General features: G+C 54.6%; 17 protein-coding genes. 7 read left to right on the top strand and 10 right to left on the bottom strand.

Going from position 1 to position 17,694, the window contains the following annotated elements:
- The first annotated feature begins 41 nt into the window (after window positions 1–41).
- From AAAH10_RS05110 to AAAH10_RS05100, 3 genes are all read left to right on the top strand, one after another.
- Window positions 42–341, top strand: coding sequence for a hypothetical protein (locus AAAH10_RS05110; RefSeq protein WP_343561181.1), 300 nt, complete (start codon window positions 42–44; stop codon window positions 339–341).
- 435 nt (window positions 342–776) lie between these two features.
- Complete coding sequence (gene ihfB / locus AAAH10_RS05105) at window positions 777–1,073, top strand: integration host factor subunit beta (protein ID WP_343561179.1); 297 nt, start codon at window positions 777–779, stop codon at window positions 1,071–1,073.
- Window positions 1,074–1,153: 80 nt separating this feature from the next.
- On the top strand, window positions 1,154–1,525 hold the full coding sequence (locus tag AAAH10_RS05100) for a LapA family protein (protein ID WP_343561178.1): 372 nt from the start codon (window positions 1,154–1,156) through the stop codon (window positions 1,523–1,525).
- A 161-nt stretch (window positions 1,526–1,686) separates the two neighbouring features.
- Here the strand turns inward: AAAH10_RS05100 and AAAH10_RS05095 are convergent, their stop codons facing one another.
- The 6 genes from AAAH10_RS05095 to AAAH10_RS05070 form a co-directional block, all read right to left on the bottom strand.
- The gene (locus AAAH10_RS05095; RefSeq protein ID WP_343561176.1) at window positions 1,687–2,862 is read right to left on the bottom strand and encodes an amidohydrolase; all 1,176 of its coding nucleotides are present in this window, start codon (window positions 2,860–2,862) and stop codon (window positions 1,687–1,689) included.
- 6 nt (window positions 2,863–2,868) lie between these two features.
- Window positions 2,869–4,194, bottom strand: a complete 1,326-nt coding sequence (locus AAAH10_RS05090) for an AmpG family muropeptide MFS transporter (protein WP_343561174.1) — start codon at window positions 4,192–4,194, stop codon at window positions 2,869–2,871.
- Between the two features lie 117 nt (window positions 4,195–4,311).
- Window positions 4,312–5,619 carry a HipA domain-containing protein gene (locus AAAH10_RS05085; protein WP_343561172.1) on the bottom strand — a complete coding sequence of 436 codons (1,308 nt, stop codon included), beginning with the start codon at window positions 5,617–5,619 and terminating at the stop codon, window positions 4,312–4,314.
- A complete protein-coding gene (locus AAAH10_RS05080; RefSeq protein ID WP_343561170.1) occupies window positions 5,616–5,981 on the bottom strand; it encodes a helix-turn-helix domain-containing protein in 366 nt (121 codons plus the stop codon). Before AAAH10_RS05080 ends, AAAH10_RS05085 begins: the two co-directional genes overlap by 4 nt.
- 162 nt (window positions 5,982–6,143) lie before the next feature.
- A complete protein-coding gene (gene typA / locus AAAH10_RS05075) occupies window positions 6,144–7,979 on the bottom strand; it encodes a translational GTPase TypA (protein WP_343561168.1) in 1,836 nt (611 codons plus the stop codon).
- 193 nt (window positions 7,980–8,172) lie between these two features.
- Window positions 8,173–9,189, bottom strand: a complete 1,017-nt coding sequence (locus AAAH10_RS05070) for an adenosine kinase (protein WP_343561166.1) — start codon at window positions 9,187–9,189, stop codon at window positions 8,173–8,175.
- A gap of 377 nt (window positions 9,190–9,566) precedes the next feature.
- Here AAAH10_RS05070 and AAAH10_RS05065 point away from each other — a divergent pair, with 377 nt between their 5' ends.
- Both AAAH10_RS05065 and AAAH10_RS05060 read left to right on the top strand, forming a co-directional pair.
- Window positions 9,567–10,400, top strand: a complete 834-nt coding sequence (locus AAAH10_RS05065; RefSeq protein WP_343561164.1) for an endo alpha-1,4 polygalactosaminidase — start codon at window positions 9,567–9,569, stop codon at window positions 10,398–10,400.
- An 87-nt stretch (window positions 10,401–10,487) separates the two neighbouring features.
- Window positions 10,488–11,195 carry an aspartate/glutamate racemase family protein gene (locus AAAH10_RS05060; protein ID WP_343561162.1) on the top strand — a complete coding sequence of 236 codons (708 nt, stop codon included), beginning with the start codon at window positions 10,488–10,490 and terminating at the stop codon, window positions 11,193–11,195.
- Between the two features lies 1 nt (window position 11,196).
- On the opposite strand, the gene AAAH10_RS05055 is transcribed toward AAAH10_RS05060, so the two are convergent.
- The gene (locus AAAH10_RS05055; protein WP_343561160.1) at window positions 11,197–11,793 is read right to left on the bottom strand and encodes a TetR/AcrR family transcriptional regulator; all 597 of its coding nucleotides are present in this window, start codon (window positions 11,791–11,793) and stop codon (window positions 11,197–11,199) included.
- A gap of 150 nt (window positions 11,794–11,943) precedes the next feature.
- On the opposite strand from AAAH10_RS05055, the gene AAAH10_RS05050 reads away from it, so the two are divergent.
- On the top strand, window positions 11,944–12,480 hold the full coding sequence (locus tag AAAH10_RS05050) for a carboxymuconolactone decarboxylase family protein (RefSeq protein ID WP_343561158.1): 537 nt from the start codon (window positions 11,944–11,946) through the stop codon (window positions 12,478–12,480).
- A gap of 88 nt (window positions 12,481–12,568) precedes the next feature.
- On the opposite strand, the gene hslU is transcribed toward AAAH10_RS05050, so the two are convergent.
- Both hslU and hslV read right to left on the bottom strand, forming a co-directional pair.
- Window positions 12,569–13,900, bottom strand: coding sequence for an ATP-dependent protease ATPase subunit HslU (hslU, locus tag AAAH10_RS05045; RefSeq protein WP_343561156.1), 1,332 nt, complete (start codon window positions 13,898–13,900; stop codon window positions 12,569–12,571).
- Window positions 13,901–13,949: 49 nt separating this feature from the next.
- Entirely contained in the window at window positions 13,950–14,507 is a 558-nt protein-coding gene (hslV, locus tag AAAH10_RS05040) for an ATP-dependent protease subunit HslV (RefSeq protein WP_343561154.1), read from the bottom strand.
- A gap of 220 nt (window positions 14,508–14,727) precedes the next feature.
- On the opposite strand from hslV, the gene AAAH10_RS05035 reads away from it, so the two are divergent.
- The gene (locus tag AAAH10_RS05035; RefSeq protein WP_343561151.1) at window positions 14,728–16,101 is read left to right on the top strand and encodes an MFS transporter; all 1,374 of its coding nucleotides are present in this window, start codon (window positions 14,728–14,730) and stop codon (window positions 16,099–16,101) included.
- Here the strand turns inward: AAAH10_RS05035 and AAAH10_RS05030 are convergent.
- Entirely contained in the window at window positions 16,098–17,681 is a 1,584-nt protein-coding gene (locus tag AAAH10_RS05030) for a PAS domain-containing sensor histidine kinase (protein WP_343561149.1), read from the bottom strand. The genes AAAH10_RS05035 and AAAH10_RS05030 overlap by 4 nt on opposite strands.
- Window positions 17,682–17,694: the final 13 nt, after the last annotated feature.

Here is a 17,694-nt window from a genome sequence, read left to right as displayed (position 1 = left end):
AAGCGTGATGTTTGTTTCACTGAAAAAGGAGATAGAGGAACATGACAAACCAGCAGATTGTGGAACTGGTCAAATGGAGAGGCAGGGAAGGAGTTTCCGGACAGGATATGAGAGAGGCTGTGGATGCGATTCTGCCTGATCTGGAAAGCCTGCCGGGTTTTGTCAGCCAGACGCTCTACAGGGATGACGAGGGGCTCTGGGTTGATCTCTATGTCTGGACAAACAGGGAGGATGCCATTGCCTCGAATGATCGGATGGCACCAAAGGAGTCTTTCATCCGGTTGATGGAACTGATTGAGCCCGGGACGGTCTCGATCGGGTTTCTGAATCCGGTCCTGTGATATCCGAATATATCTGGCTTTTTACATATGCCCCCGTTGAAACAAGGGTTGTTTTCAGCGGGGGTTTTTACAAGTGGGCAAAATTCAGGAATGTTTAGAGGGACTTACACCTTGACCCTTTTTGCGCACTCTGGCATTGTTTTACTCAGAACTATCAAATGTAGCCGCATTTATTCTGCTTGCTTCGATAATAAAACGGACTCTTTGAGCAAAAAGAGAAACTGTGTTTTCTGGCTTTGAGCAACAAAGACCATGAAAACCACATGGCAGATCTTGCGGTGTCGTGGCAGGAATTTTGTTTTGGTTTCGAAACAGATTGGCTGTCTGGAATGAAGCAGTTGCTTTCGGGAGGTTTCTCCGAAGCAAAAAACGAAGGTTGTTAGCATATCCGTGACGGGAGACCCGTCCGGACATACTACCTCAGGGAGAGCAAGCATGACCAAGTCAGAACTCATCCAGCGTATTGCAGACCAGAATCCACATCTTTTCCATCGTGATGTTGAACGCATTGTCACGACAATCTTTGATGAGATGACCAGTGCTCTGGCCAAGGGTGATCGCGTTGAACTCCGGGGGTTTGGTGCCTTTTCTGTCAAGCACCGTGACGCCCGTGTCGGCAGAAACCCGCGTACAGGTGAGTCTGTTCAGGTTGATTCCAAGCACATTCCCTTTTTCAAGACCGGCAAGCTCCTGCGGGAGCGTTTGAACAATGGTGTTGATCACGGCGAATAGGGCTGACACCGGACAGCCGATGGGCTATCGTCCGGACAGTTAAGCGTTGTTGTCAATTCCTGCCACAGGTTGGGTTCACCATGTCCGTTCAGCAAACGGGTTCCCGTTTCATTCGTCTTGCCATTACAGCACCTCTTACGCTGCTTGTTGTTCTTTTTGCCATCAGCAACAGGCAGGACGTGCCACTGGACATATGGCCGTTTGATCTGGATGTGACCTTCCCGCTCTATGCGATCGTTCTTGTTTCCATGGGGGTTGGTGTCATTTTCGGAGCTGTGATGGCCTGGTTCTCCGGAGGGCGGGCGCGGCGTCGGGCCAGACATGCGGAACGCAAGGTCAGGGGACTTGAGCGGGAGATGGAGAAGGTTTCTTCCACAGACACAGACAAAAAAGACGGACAGCAGGGTGATGCTGCACAAAGCCAGGGGCAGGGACTGGTCATGCGCACCTGAAAGTTCTTTGCATGAGGCTTTCACAAAGTTGTCTTATAAGAGTCTTTTTCCTTAAACACCAAACTTCTATAAAGAAAACGGTTTCCCTGATCGGGATCCCTCACACCGAAATCGAGACACTGAAACCCTGATCCACAGATCAGGGTTTTTTTTGTCTGTTTCTAGCCGAGAAGATCGCGAACGACGGCCAGAAAAACACCGGCACCCAGTGGAATCAGATCGTCTGGAAAATCAAAGTCCGGATTGTGAAGCTGTGGCTGATCAGCCCCGGAACCCGGAAAGAATATGGCGGAACGGGTCTGTTTGCCCTTTTCCGGATCAGTTTTGCCAAACAGGCCATAGTCCTCTGACCAGCGCATGGGGCGTTCCTGCGTTTCAAGCTGCAATCCCTGTGAGCGAATGGCTTTTTCCAGCAGCACGACAGCATCCCCGTCATTTTCACAGCTCTGGAAGATATCGTGCTCCTCTGTCCGCACAGAGAGGCTGTAGCGGTCTGCAGCGTCTTCAACAAGCCCCGTGACCTGATTTTTGAGAGCGTTCATCTGCTGATCTGTTGCTGTTCTGAGTGTGGCACGGATCTCGCCATACCCCGGCGCAATGCCAAAGGTCGGTTCGCCCAGACGGGCATGAGTGACCGTCACCAGCCGGAAGTGATCGGGGTCGTCCAGATCTCCCCGTGACAGGGAGGAAAGCCGGGGCATCAGTTCCGACATGGCTTCCATGGGTGAAAGGCCGTCTTCGGGGTTGGAGGCGTGCGAGGTTTTCCCCTCCAGAACAATTCTGAAGCCCCGAGACGCACAGTTTGTTGCACCGGATTTCAGAAGAGCTGTGCCAACCGGGATACCGGGAACGTTGTGCAGGGAAAAGGCGTAGTCCGGTTGCGGAAGTGTTCTGTAGGCCGGATCAGCGAGCACTGCAGCGGCACCGGCGCCGGTTTCCTCGGCAGGTTGATACAGCAGGACCACACAGCCCCTGACAGGGCGCTGACGGCCCAGAGCGAGCCCGACAGCGCTGATCATGGTCATATGGCCATCGTGCCCGCACAGATGCCCCCTGCCCTCTACAGTGGAGCGATAGGGCTTTGTCGACAGCTCCTGAATGGGGAGGGCATCAAGTTCACAGCGCAGCAGAACGGTCGGGCCTTCTTCCTGTCCCCTGTAGAGAGCGGCAATCCCCTGTCCGCCGAGTCCGGTGACGATCTCGTCCGGATTGCTCTGCTCCAGAAAGGTTTGGACCCTTCGGGCTGTCTCCCGTTCCTCGCCGGAAATTTCGGGGAAACGGTGCAGCTCGTGCCGGAAGTCGTAGAGCTTCTTCAGATCGCTGTTGCTCAGTTCCATGGCCTGTTATCCCTGAGGCGAACCGGGAAGGGGAATGGCCTGTCCGTAGCGTCTTTCCCGGAAGAGGAAGTAGAGAGCCAGGGCAACAGCCGGAAGTCCCATGATTGCGGAGTAGGTGAAGAAAAGCTCATAGCCCCAATTGTCAACAATGATGCCGGAGAACCCCGAGAGGGCTTTGCCGGGCAAGGTCATGAAAGAACTGAACAGGGCATACTGTGTTGCTGTAAAACTCCGGTTGGTCAGGCTGGAGAGATAGGCGATGAAGACAGAACCGGCCAGCCCTCCGGTCAGGCTGTCGCTGGCAATAACGACGGACAGGGCCTCCAGACTGTTTCCCTGTGTCGAAAGCCAGCCAAAGGCCAGATTTGTAACCACAACCATGATGGCACCGAGCAGGAGAATGCGGAGAATGCCAAAACGGGTGATCAGCAGGCCGCCCAGATAGGCTCCAAAAATGGTAGCGGCAAAGCCGAGTCCCTTTGCGATATTGGCAATATCAGTCTTTTCAAAGCCCAGATCGATGTAAAGCGGCCCAGCCATGTTGCCCATGACAATATCGCCAATTTTGTACAGGCCGATGAGGGCAAGAATAATGTAGGCGAACAGACCGTTCCGTTTGAAGAATTCTGCAAAGGGGGTGACAACGGCCTTTTGCCCCCACTGTGCAAAGGAACGCTTTTCCTTTTTCTCGACGGGGTGTTCCGGTTCCCGAATGACAACAACTGTCAGCACGCCAACGCCCATGAGCAGTGCCATGATCTGATAGGTCATCACCCAGTCTATGGCATCTGCCAGATAGAGCGCGCCTGCACCTGCGACCAGAGCACCCAGTCGCCAGCCCAGCTGGTAATTGGCAGCCATGGCCCCCTGGTACTCGTCCTTGACGGCTTCAATCCGGTAGGCATCAATACCGATGTCCTGCGTTGCGGAGGAAAAGGCGACCAGAACAGCAAAGGCTGCCATGAGTGCCAGATCCTCCCCGGGACTGACGGATGCCATGCCCAGAAGACCAGTGATGACACCGGCCTGTCCAAGAATGATCCAGCTTCTGCGTTTTCCGAGTTTTCCAAGGACTGGCAGAGTCAGATGATCTGCAAGAGGTGCCCAGAGGACCTTGATGGAAAAAGCGAGTCCAACCCAGGCAAAAAAACCGATTTCGGTCCGGGAAACCTCGGCTTCGGCAAGCCATATATTGAGCGTGGAGAAAATCAGCAGAAAGGGCAATCCTGCCGAGAAACCCAGAAACAGCATGCCGACAACGCGGGGTTTCAGATAAACAGTGGCCGATTCAAGCCAGCTTTTTGTTTCAGGGCCTGTGGTGTTTTCACTCATTGGTCTGTTCCAGTCGCGCCGGTTTCAGGAAAAGAAAACTACGGCAGGGGTATGAGGCAGTCTGACGGGCAATTGTGTCTTTTCCCAGAGTAAAAATCGACAGCAGCTGAAATTTCATTAACTATTTAAGTCGTTGATACATTTTTCCGTGTGTTTGATGAGTTCATCACGCAGGGTAAAACCGACCTTGTGGTCCAGCCTTGTAACCTCCCTGTCAAAAACGTCACCTTTCAAGGCAGACAGCAGGTTGTTCAGAAGCCCGGAGACCAACTGGTCAATGGCATCTTCTGTCAGATTGATTGCTGCGGCGAGTTTGTGCCACTGGCGACGGTTGATTCGCCCGATTTTGATCTTGTTGCCAATGTGCAGGGACAGCCGGCGTTTTTCGATATCCTTGTAGGGGGCAATGGAAATGAGATCATAAAGCGGGGCCAGCAGAGTCTGGTGCCCGTGTGCGAGCAGCAGGGCGTGGTTGCGGGCGTGATTGTCTATCCCGCCAATGGCCCAGTTAAAGGCCAGTGCTTTCAGAAAGTTGTCCGGGTCTGCAGGATTGTCTGAAACGTCCTTGATAAAGCTGTAGAGGGCAACGGCGCTGGGGCCGCCATCAAGCTCGTATTTGTGCTCCGGTCCGTAGCCCATGGCCTGGCAAAGGTCTTCCTGATGCAGTCTCAAAAGGCCGGCTGTTGATTCAAGCCGGTCGAAGCGTTCAACAGCCAGAACAGACTGGCCGGATGATGTTTTGAGGATTTCGGATGATGCAGCTTCCAGACCGCTGAGCCGGGCGAGCAGGAGGCAGAGATGTTCGTTTTCGGCGAGCCCGTCATAGGGCAGTGCCGGGGGTTTGAGGATGTGTGTTGTCGGGACAGGACCCTGTGGCAGGGCCCAGCCCCTTTTGTCTCTGTAGAGTGCCGTTTTGGGCTGTGCACCCGAGAGGCAGAAAAAATCCTTGTCTTCTGTCAGACGTGCTGTTCCCGGCTTGTCAGCAAGAGCATCGAGACGGCTGGAAAGCGCTTTTTTATCAAACCGTTTCAGAAAGGCTTCGCGGCTTTCTGCTGGAACAGGACCTTTGATCTGTCTGGCCCGGCGCAAGGGAATGAAGGACAGTGCTCCCGCCAGATCCGTTCCGGTCTTTGAGAGAAAATCAAACAGTACTGGTGGAGAGCTGTGCAGTGCCTTTGCATCAAGCTTCAGCCGGGTGCACCAGTCATCCAGTTGTGCTCTGTTTTCGCTGATGAGCCCGCGGAGCCAGGGCAGAAGCTGTTCCTGAAGATGGAGCGCCCTGGTGACGGGCATCCGGCAACTGACAGGGAAGCTGCCTTCCATAAGGCGCCATTGTTCGTCATAGGTGAATTGCAAAAGTCCGTTGCGACGGCGTTCCAGACGGCCGACCGGACCCAGATCGGAAAGGACGAGGAGCGTGCTCATTGGCGGAGGCCTCCTTCTCGGACAACAAAGCGCAGTGCGGCCGCCTGTGTCATACCCAGATTGGTGCCCGGGGTTTCATCCGGTTCCGGGGCTGGGTTCCGGAGAGCTGTTTCGGGGACACCCTGATGCAACTGTGTGACAGCCTGTTCCGTTTCTGAAACGGCCAGTGCAATGTGCACGCCGAGAATTTGCAGGGTTCTGAGCACCAGCCCCAGTTCCGCTCCGGCCTTGCCCTGTTCGACGGCAATGATCCACTGTCGTCCGACACCGACTGTATCAGCCAGAGCCTGCTGGGTCATTTTAAGCTTGCGCCGGTTTTCCCGAATCACCAGCCCGTAGTCCTGCGGGGTTTTAAGCCTCATTGCGTCCTGCCTCTATTGTCGTTTATAGCAGACATTAACCGGGGCAAGTCTGTCACATCCCGCGCTCTTTGACAAATGGCAGGGAAAAGGGCTCCTGATGCAAAAAAGGCTGCCTGTTCAAGGCAGCCTTTCGGAATGCTGTGAGGTTCGAATCCTGACGGCTTAGCCCAGAGCTTCCTGTGCACGGGCATGGCGTTTGCGCTCATGCGGGCAGAGGTGCAGTTTGCGCAGGCGAACGGATTGCGGGGTCACCTCAACCAGTTCGTCGTCCTGAATGTAGGACAGAGCCTGTTCCAGGGACATCCTGCGTGGCGGTGTCAGCTTGATGCCTTCGTCCTTGCCGGAGGCGCGAACGTTGGTCAGCTGCTTTGCCTTCAGCGGGTTGACTTCCAGATCGTTGCTGCGGCTGTGTTCGCCAATCAGCATGCCCTCGTAAAGGGCTTCACCGGTTGTGATGAACATTTCGCCGCGGTCTTCAAGGTTGAAGAGGGCGTAGGCAACCGCATTGCCGTTACCGTTGGAGATCAGAACACCCTGACGGCGGCCCTGAACAGCACCGCGGTAAGCGCCATAGCTGTGGAACAGGCGGTTCATAATACCGGTACCGCGTGTGTCGGTCAGGAATTCACCATAGTAGCCGATCAGGCCACGGGACGGAGCGAGGAAGGTCACACGTGTCTTGCCACCGCCGGACGGACGCATGTCGGTCATTTCGGCTTTGCGCTCGGCCATTTTCTCGACCACAACGCCGGAGTATTCCTCGTCAACGTCAACAACAACCTCTTCCAGAGGCTCCATCAGCTGGCCGCTTTCGTCCTTGTGCATCAGAACGCGTGGACGGCTGATGGACAGTTCATAGCCTTCGCGGCGCATGTTCTCGATCAGGACTCCCAGTTGCAGTTCACCGCGACCGGCCACTTCGAAAGAGTCCTTGTTTTCACTTTCGGTGATGCGGATGGCAACGTTACCCTCTGCTTCACGGAACAGGCGATCACGGATCATTCGGCTGGTGACCTTGTCACCTTCACGACCGGCCAGCGGAGAGTCGTTGACGGAGAAAGACATCGCCAGAGTTGGCGGATCAATTGGCTGGGCCTGAATGCCCTCATTGACGGCAGGGTCACAGATGGTGTCTGCAACTGTTGCCTGATCACCGATTCCGGCAATTGCAACAATGTCGCCGGCTTTGGCTTCATCAACAGGAACGCGCTTCAGGCCATCAAAAGCAAGCAGTTTGCTGAGGCGCTGATTGACGATTTCCTTGCCGTCACGGGTGATGACTTTCACCGGCATGTTGACTTTGGCAACACCGGTGTGAATACGGCCGGTGAGGATACGACCCAGGAACGGATCGGCTTCCAGGGTTGTCGCCAGCATGGAGAATGGCTTGGAGGTGTCCCCTTCGGCCTGCGGGAAGGTATCGACAACCAGCTGGAACAGCTTTTCCATGTTCTCGCGCGGCTCTTCCAGATCATCGACAGCCCAGCCCTGTTTTGCAGAGGCGTAGAGAACAGGGAAGTCCAGCTGCTCGTCTGTGGCTTCCAGATTCACGAAGAGATCAAAAACCTGGTCCACAACCCAGTCGGGGCGTGCGTCGGGTTTGTCGGCCTTGTTGATGACAACAATCGGCTTCAGGCCGACACCCAGTGCCTTTGAGGTCACGAACTTGGTCTGCGGCATCGGGCCTTCTGCTGCGTCAACCAGCAGGACAACACCGTCGACCATGGACAGGATGCGCTCAACCTCGCCACCGAAATCGGCGTGACCCGGGGTATCAACGATGTTGATGCGTGTGTCTTTCCAGGTCACGGAAGTACACTTCGCCAGAATGGTGATGCCACGTTCCTTTTCAAGATCGTTGCTGTCCATCGCGCGTTCAGACACCTGCTGGTGGGCGCTGAAGGTACCAGACTGTTTCAGGAGCTCGTCAACCAGGGTTGTTTTGCCGTGGTCTACGTGAGCGATAATCGCGATATTGCGCAGGGCTGTGCTGCTCATCTTCCGGGTCTCTCTTCAAGAATGAACGCGCCTGCTTTTTTCAGCGGGCGCGTTCAATGCTGTTTCCTGTGCAGATGGTCTCTGCCTTGCGGGGTGCTTACACGCTTTTTGTCAGGCTGTCACCCTCAATCGGAACATGGCAGACCCGCATAGAGGTCTGTTCATAGACTGAAGCTGTGACAGTTCGATGACTCTAGACGTCAGCAATCAGGTTTTTCAGCGACGTCAGCGGGCGTGGACCGATGTGGGAAATGACTTCACCGGCGGCGATGGAGGCAATTTTTCCGCAGCGTTCAAGGGAATAGCCCTGGGTGTAGCCGAAAAGGAAGCCGGCGGCGTAGAGATCACCGGCTCCGGTTGTGTCCCTGACCTCTTCAACAGGCTCAGCCTTGATTTCGACGAGCTGATCGCCGGAGAGAATCACGGAACCCTGCGCGCCACGGGTGATGGCTGCAAGCTCGCACTTGCCCTTGAGGGCCTCCATGGCTGCATCAAAGCTGTCGACTTCATAGAGAGACAGAATCTCGTCTTCGTTTCCAAAGAGGATATCAATGTGATTCTCGACCAGATGGCGGAAGCTTGCGCGGTGGCGGTCGACACAGAAGGAGTCTGACAGGGTGATGGAAACCTTGCGTCCGGCAGCGTGGGCGACTTCTGCAGCATGGACAAAAGCACGCTTGGCTTCCTCGCTGTCAAAGAGATAGCCTTCCATGTAGGTGACATGGGCATCCTTGATCATGTCGTCCTTGATGTCGTCCTGTGTCAGGTGCACACAGGCCCCCAGGTAGGTGTTCATCGAGCGCTCGGCATCCGGTGTGATGAAAATCAGGCAGCGCCCTGTGGACGGACCATCCGTGACAGGTTCGTTTTCAAAGCGAATGCCTGTGGCGCGGATGTCGTGCTGGAACACCTCACCGAACTGATCGTTGCGAATACGGCCGATATAACCGCCTTTGCCACCAAGCGATGCAACACCTGCCATTGTGTTTCCTGCTGAACCGCCGGAGGCTTCCTGTGCCGGTCCCATGGCGGAATAGAGCAAGGTGGCGCGCTCTTCGTCGATCAGGTTCATGGCACCCTTGATGATACCAAGCTCTTCCAGCTGTTTGTCTTCCGACTGGCTCAGGATATCGACAATGGCGTTACCAATGCCGACAACATCCAGGGATGCCGATTTTGAAAAGCGGGAAGCGGTGTAGTTTTCAGTCATGTGAAAATTCCAGCAACGGGCGCTGTTTGGCAGGGAAAAGACCCCGACGGACAGGCAAAGAATGAAGGGATTGGGCCGCAGTATAGTGAGCAGCACTGAAGGAACAAGCCAGAATAATACCGTGACTTCAGAAAGTTTTTGTTTTGAAAGCTGAAATCTAAAATTTTATCTGTTCATGAAATGTAAAGGGCTTGTGAGTCGTTATAACAAAAAAGATTGTAAGAATATCATTGGTTGTGCCTGCTCACCTGGGTGTTTTCGGAGTCGGGCCGAGGGATTCGGTAAGACCCATGACAAGGGGTTTAAAGAGAGTATTTCTGCAGATTTGGCGGAAATCCTGTGACTTTTCGACAACTGGTCGAAGGGCAGGCATCCCTGTGCTCTTTTTGTCTGTTTGTCTTCTGGCTTTTTCCCTTAACAGTCCTGTCGGCGCTGTCGGTGCAAAGTATCTTCGTTCCGGCATGTCCTTTGAACTGCATCTGGAACCGGGATTTGAGCCGTCACATGCTGCAGAGATTGTGATATTGGACCTCTTTAACAGCAATCCGACCATTGTCCGCTTTTTGAAAGCCAAGGGAATTGTGCCGATCTGTTTTATTCCGGCCGGTGCGGTTTCTGTTCAGGATCCGGATGCCCGCAGTTTCGGTGCCGATCTTCTGGGGCAGCCTCTCCGGTGGAAACCGGAATCACGATGGCTGGACATTCGTCGCCGTGTCATGACTGTGCCGCTGCTGGCCCGGCGAATGGATCTGTGCAAGGCGAAGGGATTTCGCGGGGCCCTGTTGAGCGAGATTGATCATCACAGTGCCAATATCGGCTTTCCCGTGAAACCGGAAGACACCAAGAGCTATCTGCGGTTTCTGTCCTATGAAGCCAAGCGCAGGAACCTGTTTATCGGGATTGACGGGGCCTCTGATCTTGCAGGTCCCCTGCAGAGTTTCTTTGATTTTGCCCTGGTCAGCGATTGTCTGGCGGATGAGACCTGTGCCCGCTATGATTCCTATGTTGAACACGGAAAGCCGGTTGTGGCAGTGAGCCGAATGACAGACGGGAAGAACCAGGCGGAGTTCTGTCGGACTGTTGAAAGACACGGTTTCTTCGGACTGATCAGACCCGAGGGTGCTGTCCATCCCGAAACCGATTGCGATGCGATAAAGCTGCAGGAAAAATCCGAAGGGGTGCAAGTCGTGTCCAGCAAGGAAAGTGGCTAGACAGCTCAATCCCCTGATTCTAACGTTTCCCGCAGGACAGGGAATGCGATCCTTGCATCCCGGCACAGCAAGGAAAAGGGAAAGCCGATGAAAACGATTGGTCTGATTGGCGGCATGTCGTGGGAAAGTACTGTTGTGTACTACCAGCATCTCAATCGGCTGGCCCGTTCAAGACTGGGAGGTCTGCATTCAGCCAGCCTGTTGCTCCGGTCCTTTGATTTTGCCGGGATCGAGGCCCTGCAGGCAAAGGGGGATTGGGAAAGCGCAACCCGGGCCATGATTGAAGCGGCCCGGTCCCTCGAAAGAGGAGGGGCTGAATGCCTTCTGATCTGTACTAACACCATGCATTTGATGGCTGATGCCGTTCAGAATGCCGTTGATATTCCCCTGATACACATTGCTGATGTGACAGCGGATGCCATCAAGGCTTCGGCCTGCAAAACACCGCTTCTTCTGGCCACGCGCTATACAATGGAACAGGGCTTCTACCGGGGCCGATTGCGGGATCATCATGGTATTGCATCGCTGGTGCCTGAGGAGGCAGGGCGCCAGACTGTTCATGACATTATCTATCAGGAGCTCTGTCAGGGTATCTTCCGGCCTGAGTCAAAACAGAGAATGCTGGATGTTGTGCGCACCGGTTTGGCGCAGGGTGCTGATTCCGTGATTCTCGGCTGTACAGAGGTCGGATTGCTGCTCTCCCAGCAGGATATGACCGGTTCGCTGGATGCGGTTGTTCTGGATACAACCCTGCTTCACGCGGAAGCAGCGCTGGACTTTGCACTCAAGCCGTAATTCATGTCTTTGCAGTCGTCGTATCCAGGCCTTTGAAGAACATCTCGATCTGCCCCTTAACGGCATCCCTGTCCTGCGTGCTGCGCAGATAGCTGCGCAAACCGAAAAGCTGGATCTGTAACAGGCTGCCGAGAGCCTGCGGATTGTGGTGATCCGGTATTTCCCCGTCCGAGAGAGCTTTCTGAAAGCAGCGGGTGAAGTTTTCTTCCGATTTCTTCAGCAACGTCTGTGCTTCACTCAGGAGCGGGGAGTCCTGTTCGTAGATTTCAAGAACGGTTTTGACCAGAAAGCAGTGTGCTTCCTCGGGAAAGTCGCTTTCAAGAATGTTGCAATGAACAAAGCGCTTGATGCCCCCGAGTGTGGAGTCTTCCTCGTCAATATAGTTCTGCAGGCGTTCAGCCATCAGTCCGGCGTAGTAGGTCAGGGCTTCCTTGTAGAGGCCTTCCTTGCTGCCAAAGGCCGCATAGAGGCTGCCGGGCCGCATGTCCAGACTGTCCTGCAAGTCACGTGTGGATGTTCCTTTCAGGCCCTTGAGCCAAAAAAGGTTCATCGCGTTTCGAATTACTTTTTCCCTGTCGAACTTTGCTGTGTTGGCCATAACGGAAACTTGAACAGAATTATTGAACATCTGCTCAAAAAATAAATTGACATTGCCCCTTCCGTCAACAAAATAAGCATTATTGAGCGGTTGCTCAAAAAATAAATCTGTCCCCTTGAAAGATATTCTTCCTGAAAAAGGTTTTGGAAAATGACGTATCAAATTCACACAGCTGACTCGGCTCCTGAAGACAGCAAGCCACTGCTGGAAAAATCGGTTGCAAGCTTTGGCATGATCCCGAATCTCCACGGTGTCATGGCTGAATCCCCACAGGCTCTTGAAGGCTACCAGACCCTTCATACCCTGGCACAGCAAACGGCCTTTAACGCAGACGAACTGACTGTCGTCTGGCAGACCATCAATGTCGAACACGCCTGTCACTATTGTGTGCCGGCGCACAGTGCGATTGCCAAAAAGATGGGTGTTGATGATTCTCTGGTTGCAGCCCTGCGCAATCGTGAAGCCATGCCGACAGCCAGATTGCAGGCTTTGCATGACACTGTTCTGCTGATCGTTCGTGAACGTGGTGTTGTTGCGAAGGATAAACTGAATGCTTTCTATGAAGCAGGTTACAGCCATCGCAATGTTCTGGATATTATCCTGATTCTGGCGCAGAAAGTGATGAGCAACTACACCAACCATGTTGGTGAAACCGAGCTGGACAAGGCCTTTGCAGCCTTTAAGTAACAAACTGTTCTGCGAACAGTAAAAAGCCCGGAGGGAACAGACCCTCCGGGCTTTTTGTACTGTCGATTCTTGTAAAGCTTCGGACGGGTCAGAGAATAAATTTGGACAGATCGGTATCCTGGGCCAGTTCGCCAACGCGTTCCGTGACCAGATCGGGTGTAATGGTAACTGTCTCGCCACTGCGATCCGGAGCTGTGAACGAGATTTCCTCGAGCAGCTTTTCCAGAACGGTGTGAAGGCGACGTGCGCCGATATTTTCGACGGACTGGTTGATATCCGCAGCAAGTGTTGCAAGGGCATCAATGGCGTCATCCGCGAACTCCAGCGTGAGTTCCTCGGTTGCCATCAGGGCAATATACTGGCGAATCAGGCTGTTTTCCGGTTCGGTCAGAATGCGTTTGAAGTCGTCCCGGCTCAAGGGAGAAAGCTCTACGCGGATTGGCAGACGCCCCTGAAGCTCCGGCAGCATGTCGGACGGTTTGGTGAGATGGAAGGCTCCTGATCCGATAAAGAGGATATGATCCGTCTTGATTGCCCCGTGCTTGGTGTTGACGGTGGTCCCCTCGATCAGGGGCAACAGATCCCGCTGGACACCTTCGCGGCTGACATCGCCGCCACGGTTGTCGGAACGGGCGGTAATCTTGTCGATCTCGTCAATAAAGACGATTCCGTTCTGTTCGACATTGGCAATGGCGTCAGACACAACAGACTCCTCGTCCAGAAGCTTGTCACTCTCTTCTGCCATCAGGATGTCGTAGGATTCCGTGACTGTCATGCGGCGTTTCTTCGTGCGGGTGCCCAGACCCTTGCCAAAGATGTCCCCCAGATTGAGCATGCCCATGGATCCGCCCGGCATGCCGGGGATGTCCATCATGGGCATCTGCATGGAACTGTTGTCCTGCACATCGACTTCGACTTCCTTGTCGGCCAGTTGGCCTTCGCGGAGCATTTTGCGGAACTTCTGGCGGGTTTCCTCGCTGGCGGTATCGCCAACCAGAGCATCCAGAACGCGGTTCTCGGCGTGGATTTCGGCCTGGGCGCGAACGGATTTGCGCTGTTGCTCCCGCGTTTGGTGGATGGCGATTTCGATCAGGTCGCGGATGATCTGCTCGACATCGCGGCCAACGTATCCGACCTCTGTGAACTTGGTGGCCTCAACCTTCAGGAAGGGGGCGTTCGCCAGCTTGGCAAGGCGTCTTGCAATCTCTGTCTTGCCGACACCGGTCGGGCCGATCATGAGAATGTTTTTGGGCAGCACTTCCTCGCGCATGTCGTCGGAAAGCTGCTGGCGGCGCCAGCGGTTGCGCAGCGCAATGGCGACAGCGCGTTTGGCTTCGTTCTGGCCAACGATGTATCGATCCAGCTCTGTCACGATCTCGCGGGGGCTGAAGGTTGTCGGGGATGGAAGTTCGTTTGTCATGATTTTCGCAGACTTTTCAGGAGCAGGGTGAGCGGGAGCTGGCAACGGTTCAGGCGTCACCCAGCGTTTCGACCACCAGATTCTCGTTGGTGTAGACACAGACCTCGGCAGCAATCTTCATGGCCTTGCGGGCAATGGTTTCCGGATCAAGGCCGTCGATATCGTGCAGGGCCTTTGCGGCTGACAGGGCGAAGTGTCCGCCCGAGCCAATACCTGCAAGGCCGTCTTCCGGTTCCAGAACATCACCATTGCCGGTCAGGATCAGGGTTGTGGTGGCGTCTGCAACAATCATCATGGCTTCCAGCCGGCGGAGATAACGATCTGTCCGCCAGTCCTTTGCCAGTTCCACACAGGCGCGGGTCAATTGTCCCGGATGGGTTTCCAGCTTGGCTTCAAGGCGTTCGAAGAGCGTAAAGGCATCGGCTGTTGCGCCTGCAAAACCTGCGATGACATCACCGCGTCCGAGGCGACGCACCTTGCGCGCAGAGGTCTTGATGACCGTTGGCCCGAGGCTGACCTGGCCGTCACCGGCCACAACAACCTGATTTCCTTTGCGGACAGAGATAATAGTGGTGCCGCGCCACTTGATAGGATCGTTTTCTGACATGGTGTTGAAATGGTCCAAAGATCTGAAATCGTCAAGGGGCAGATTAAGGCAAGATCAGGGTCTTTTGCCATGGAAAAGGAATTGTGTGCCTGAAAATGGGCCTATGAGTTTTTGTACTGAGACAGCAAAACAAAAATGCAGCATAGTTTGCCCAGGAGCAGGGTTTTGCGTTCGGGAGCGCAAAATCAGAGGTACATCAGGATTTTAAGGGCGGGACAGAATGGAAAACATTCGGAGCACCTACGCGCCGCTCAGCGCGATTTTCATCACAAACCTTCTGGCTTACATGGCCAGTTTTATTCTTTTGACCAACGTGTCCATCAAGGCCAGTGCAGCAGGTTTTTCCACCTTTGTGATCGGTCTGACCGGTGCGGCCTATTTTGTGGGTTACGGGGTGGGGTGCCTGATTTCACCGGTTCTGATCGCCAGGGTTGGGCACACCCGTTGCTTTGCAGCACTTTCCGGTATTCTGGCGTCCATTGCGCTCCTGATGCCTCTTTTCATTGATCCTGTTGTCTGGGGGATCGAACGATTCTTCCTTGGCCTTTGCACTGCCGGGATGCTGATGGTGGTTGAAAGCTGGCTGAATGAAAAGGCTCCTGCCGACAAGCGGGGACAGGTTCTGTCCATCTATATCATCATTGCGGTTGTCGGAAATCTGGCCAGCCAGGAAATCATTATTGCCGGCAAGGCTGCGCCGGGCGATCTCCTTTTTGTCCTCGCGGCTATTGCAGCCTGTCTCTCACTGGTTCCCCTGTCGCTTTCTGTTGCGGCTTCGCCCATGCCTCTGGCGCGTTTCAGGTTCCGTCCGCTCTATCTCTTTGCCCTGTCGCCAGTGGCCTGTGCCGCAATTTTCATTCAGGGGATGGCCAATGCGGGATTCTGGTCGATGTCACCCCGCTTTATCGAACTGAACGGGTTTGGTGTGGATGATGCCGCGCGCTTTATTCAGGCTGCCATTATCGGGCAGGCCCTGCTGCAGCTTGTACTGGGGCGATGGTCTGATCGCACAGACCGCCGTGTTGTTCTGGCTGCTTCCTTTGCCATGGCGATGATTGCGGCTGTTGTTCTGGCTTTTCTGAGTGGTGGAAATCTGGAACTGACCCTGATCGGTGTCTTCTTTTATGGCGGTCTGGCTCTGCCTCCCTATGCCATTGCCCTTGCGCACGCCGGTGACCATGCCAAGCCTGAAGAGTTTGTCGAGGTTAGCAGTGGTCTGACGCTTCTCTATTCCATCGGGGCGTCCATCGGACCTATCCCGGGGTCCTATCTGATGGAGCTTTACGGCCCTGCGGCCCTTTTCATCTGGCACGCGTCTCTCTTTGCCCTGTTGACGCTTTTTATCCTCTACAGGATTTCCGTGCGTGAGGCTGTTCCGGATGAGGATCGCGGCGACTTTATCCCGATTTCTGTCCCCACAGCCACAACGCCGGAAATGGCTGCACTTGATCCGCGTACGCCGGAAGACTGGTACGAGGAATATGCGGATGACGAGAACTATCTGGGGGACGTCGTCCAGCCTGTGATCTATGGCGATGATGAGGAATCGCAGGAGGAAAGTGAAAGCGAGAGAAAGACCCCTGACGGGTCCTAGCCTGCCTTCCTGACGCGGGAGGCAGGCAGGATGAGATGTGCTGTCGTGCCTTCTCCCTCGACAGAGGTCAGGAAGAGTTCACCGCCGTGAAGTTCAGCAAGGCCACGCGCAAGTGGCAGGCCCAGACCAGTTCCCTCGAACTGGCGGCTCAGAGTGCTGTCGATCTGGGAGAAGGGCTCGAAACACAGGGCCAGCTTGTCTTCCGGAATGCCGATTCCCGTGTCCTTGACTGTCAGGACCAGATCGCCTTTTTCAGAGCGTTTGCATTCAACCAGAATGGAACCGCCTTCGGGTGTGAACTTGAGGGCGTTGCTCAGGAGATTCAAAAGGATCTGCTTGATCTTGCGGGTATCTGCAACGCAAATTGGAGAGGGTTTTTCAACGTTGATCTCGACAGTCTGGTTGCGGTTTTTGGCGCGGTCCTGAATCAGGCGGACAACGTTTGTAATCAGTTCATGTGGACAGACAGTCTCCTCGATAAGCTCCAGCTTGCCTGATTCAATTTTCGAGACATCCAGGATGTCATTGATCACATCGAGAAGATGGCTGGCGGAGGACTGGATATCCTTGGCGTAGTCCTGATACTGGCTGTTGCCGAGCTTGCCCAGAAGCTCCGAGGACATGATTTCCGAAAACCCGATAATGGCGTTCAGCGGAGTCCTCAGTTCGTGACTCATGTTGGCCAGAAACTCCGATTTGGCCTTGTTGGCAACTTCGGCAGAGTTCTTGGCGGACTGAAGGGCAATTTCCTGTTTGCGGTCTTCCGTGATGTCCCGCGTGGAACCGCGATAGCCGCAAAATTCTCCGGTTGCCCGGTCATAGTGGGGCAGGCCGCTGAACAGCAGGATGCGGGTGCTGCCATCCCTGTGGAAGAGGTTGACCTGGATGTCACGGAACGGTTTGGGAACCTTTGTGTTTTCCATGTGAACGGTCAGACTGTTGGGGGCGGCAAAGGGCAGATCAAGGAAGGAGCGCCCCAGAATTTCGCCGGGATGGTAACCCAGAATCCGATAGAGGTTCTGGGAGGCAAAAATCATGTTCAGATCGCGGTCGGTTTCCCAGGTCCAGTCGGCCACTAGCCTTGCCAGATCGCTCATTCTCTCGCTTGTTTTCAGGAGGGCTTCGCGTGCTGTGATCACCTTGTCGTTGGGCGTGAGGGAAATGGAGACAAGGCCCTGGGTGATGTTGTGGTGGAATCGGGCGATGAAGTATCTTTTCTGGCCGTTGATGTCGACAGCGTACTCAAAGGGATTGGGACCGCCAGCCTGGACAATGGCTTCCACTTCGTCCGGTGAATAGCTGGGTTCAATGGCATTGCTGATCAGATCAACAGCCAGAATGCTGTCCGAGATCTCTTCAAAGGCGGGATTGGCATAGACGATGCGGCCATCGAGTTCGACAATGCAGACAGGATCACCATTGTGAAGCAGATCGTTCTGGGCAGCCGTGATCTTCTCGACAACCTTGCCAAGGTTGTGAGGGAGTTTCGGACTGGAATCGCTCTTTGAGGCTCTGGGGGCTGTTCCAGTCCCAGAGCCTGACATAGAGAAGAGACGCACCGTTTTCTTGCTCTTACTCACTGCGGTTCTCCAG

The organism is Carbonatibacter coralli (assembly GCF_039592655.1).
Classification (GTDB): Bacteria; Pseudomonadota; Alphaproteobacteria; order Kiloniellales; family Kiloniellaceae; genus Carbonatibacter; species Carbonatibacter coralli.
The sequence above is the reverse complement of the archived record's forward strand: the minus strand, read 5'-3'. Positions and strand labels throughout refer to the sequence as shown.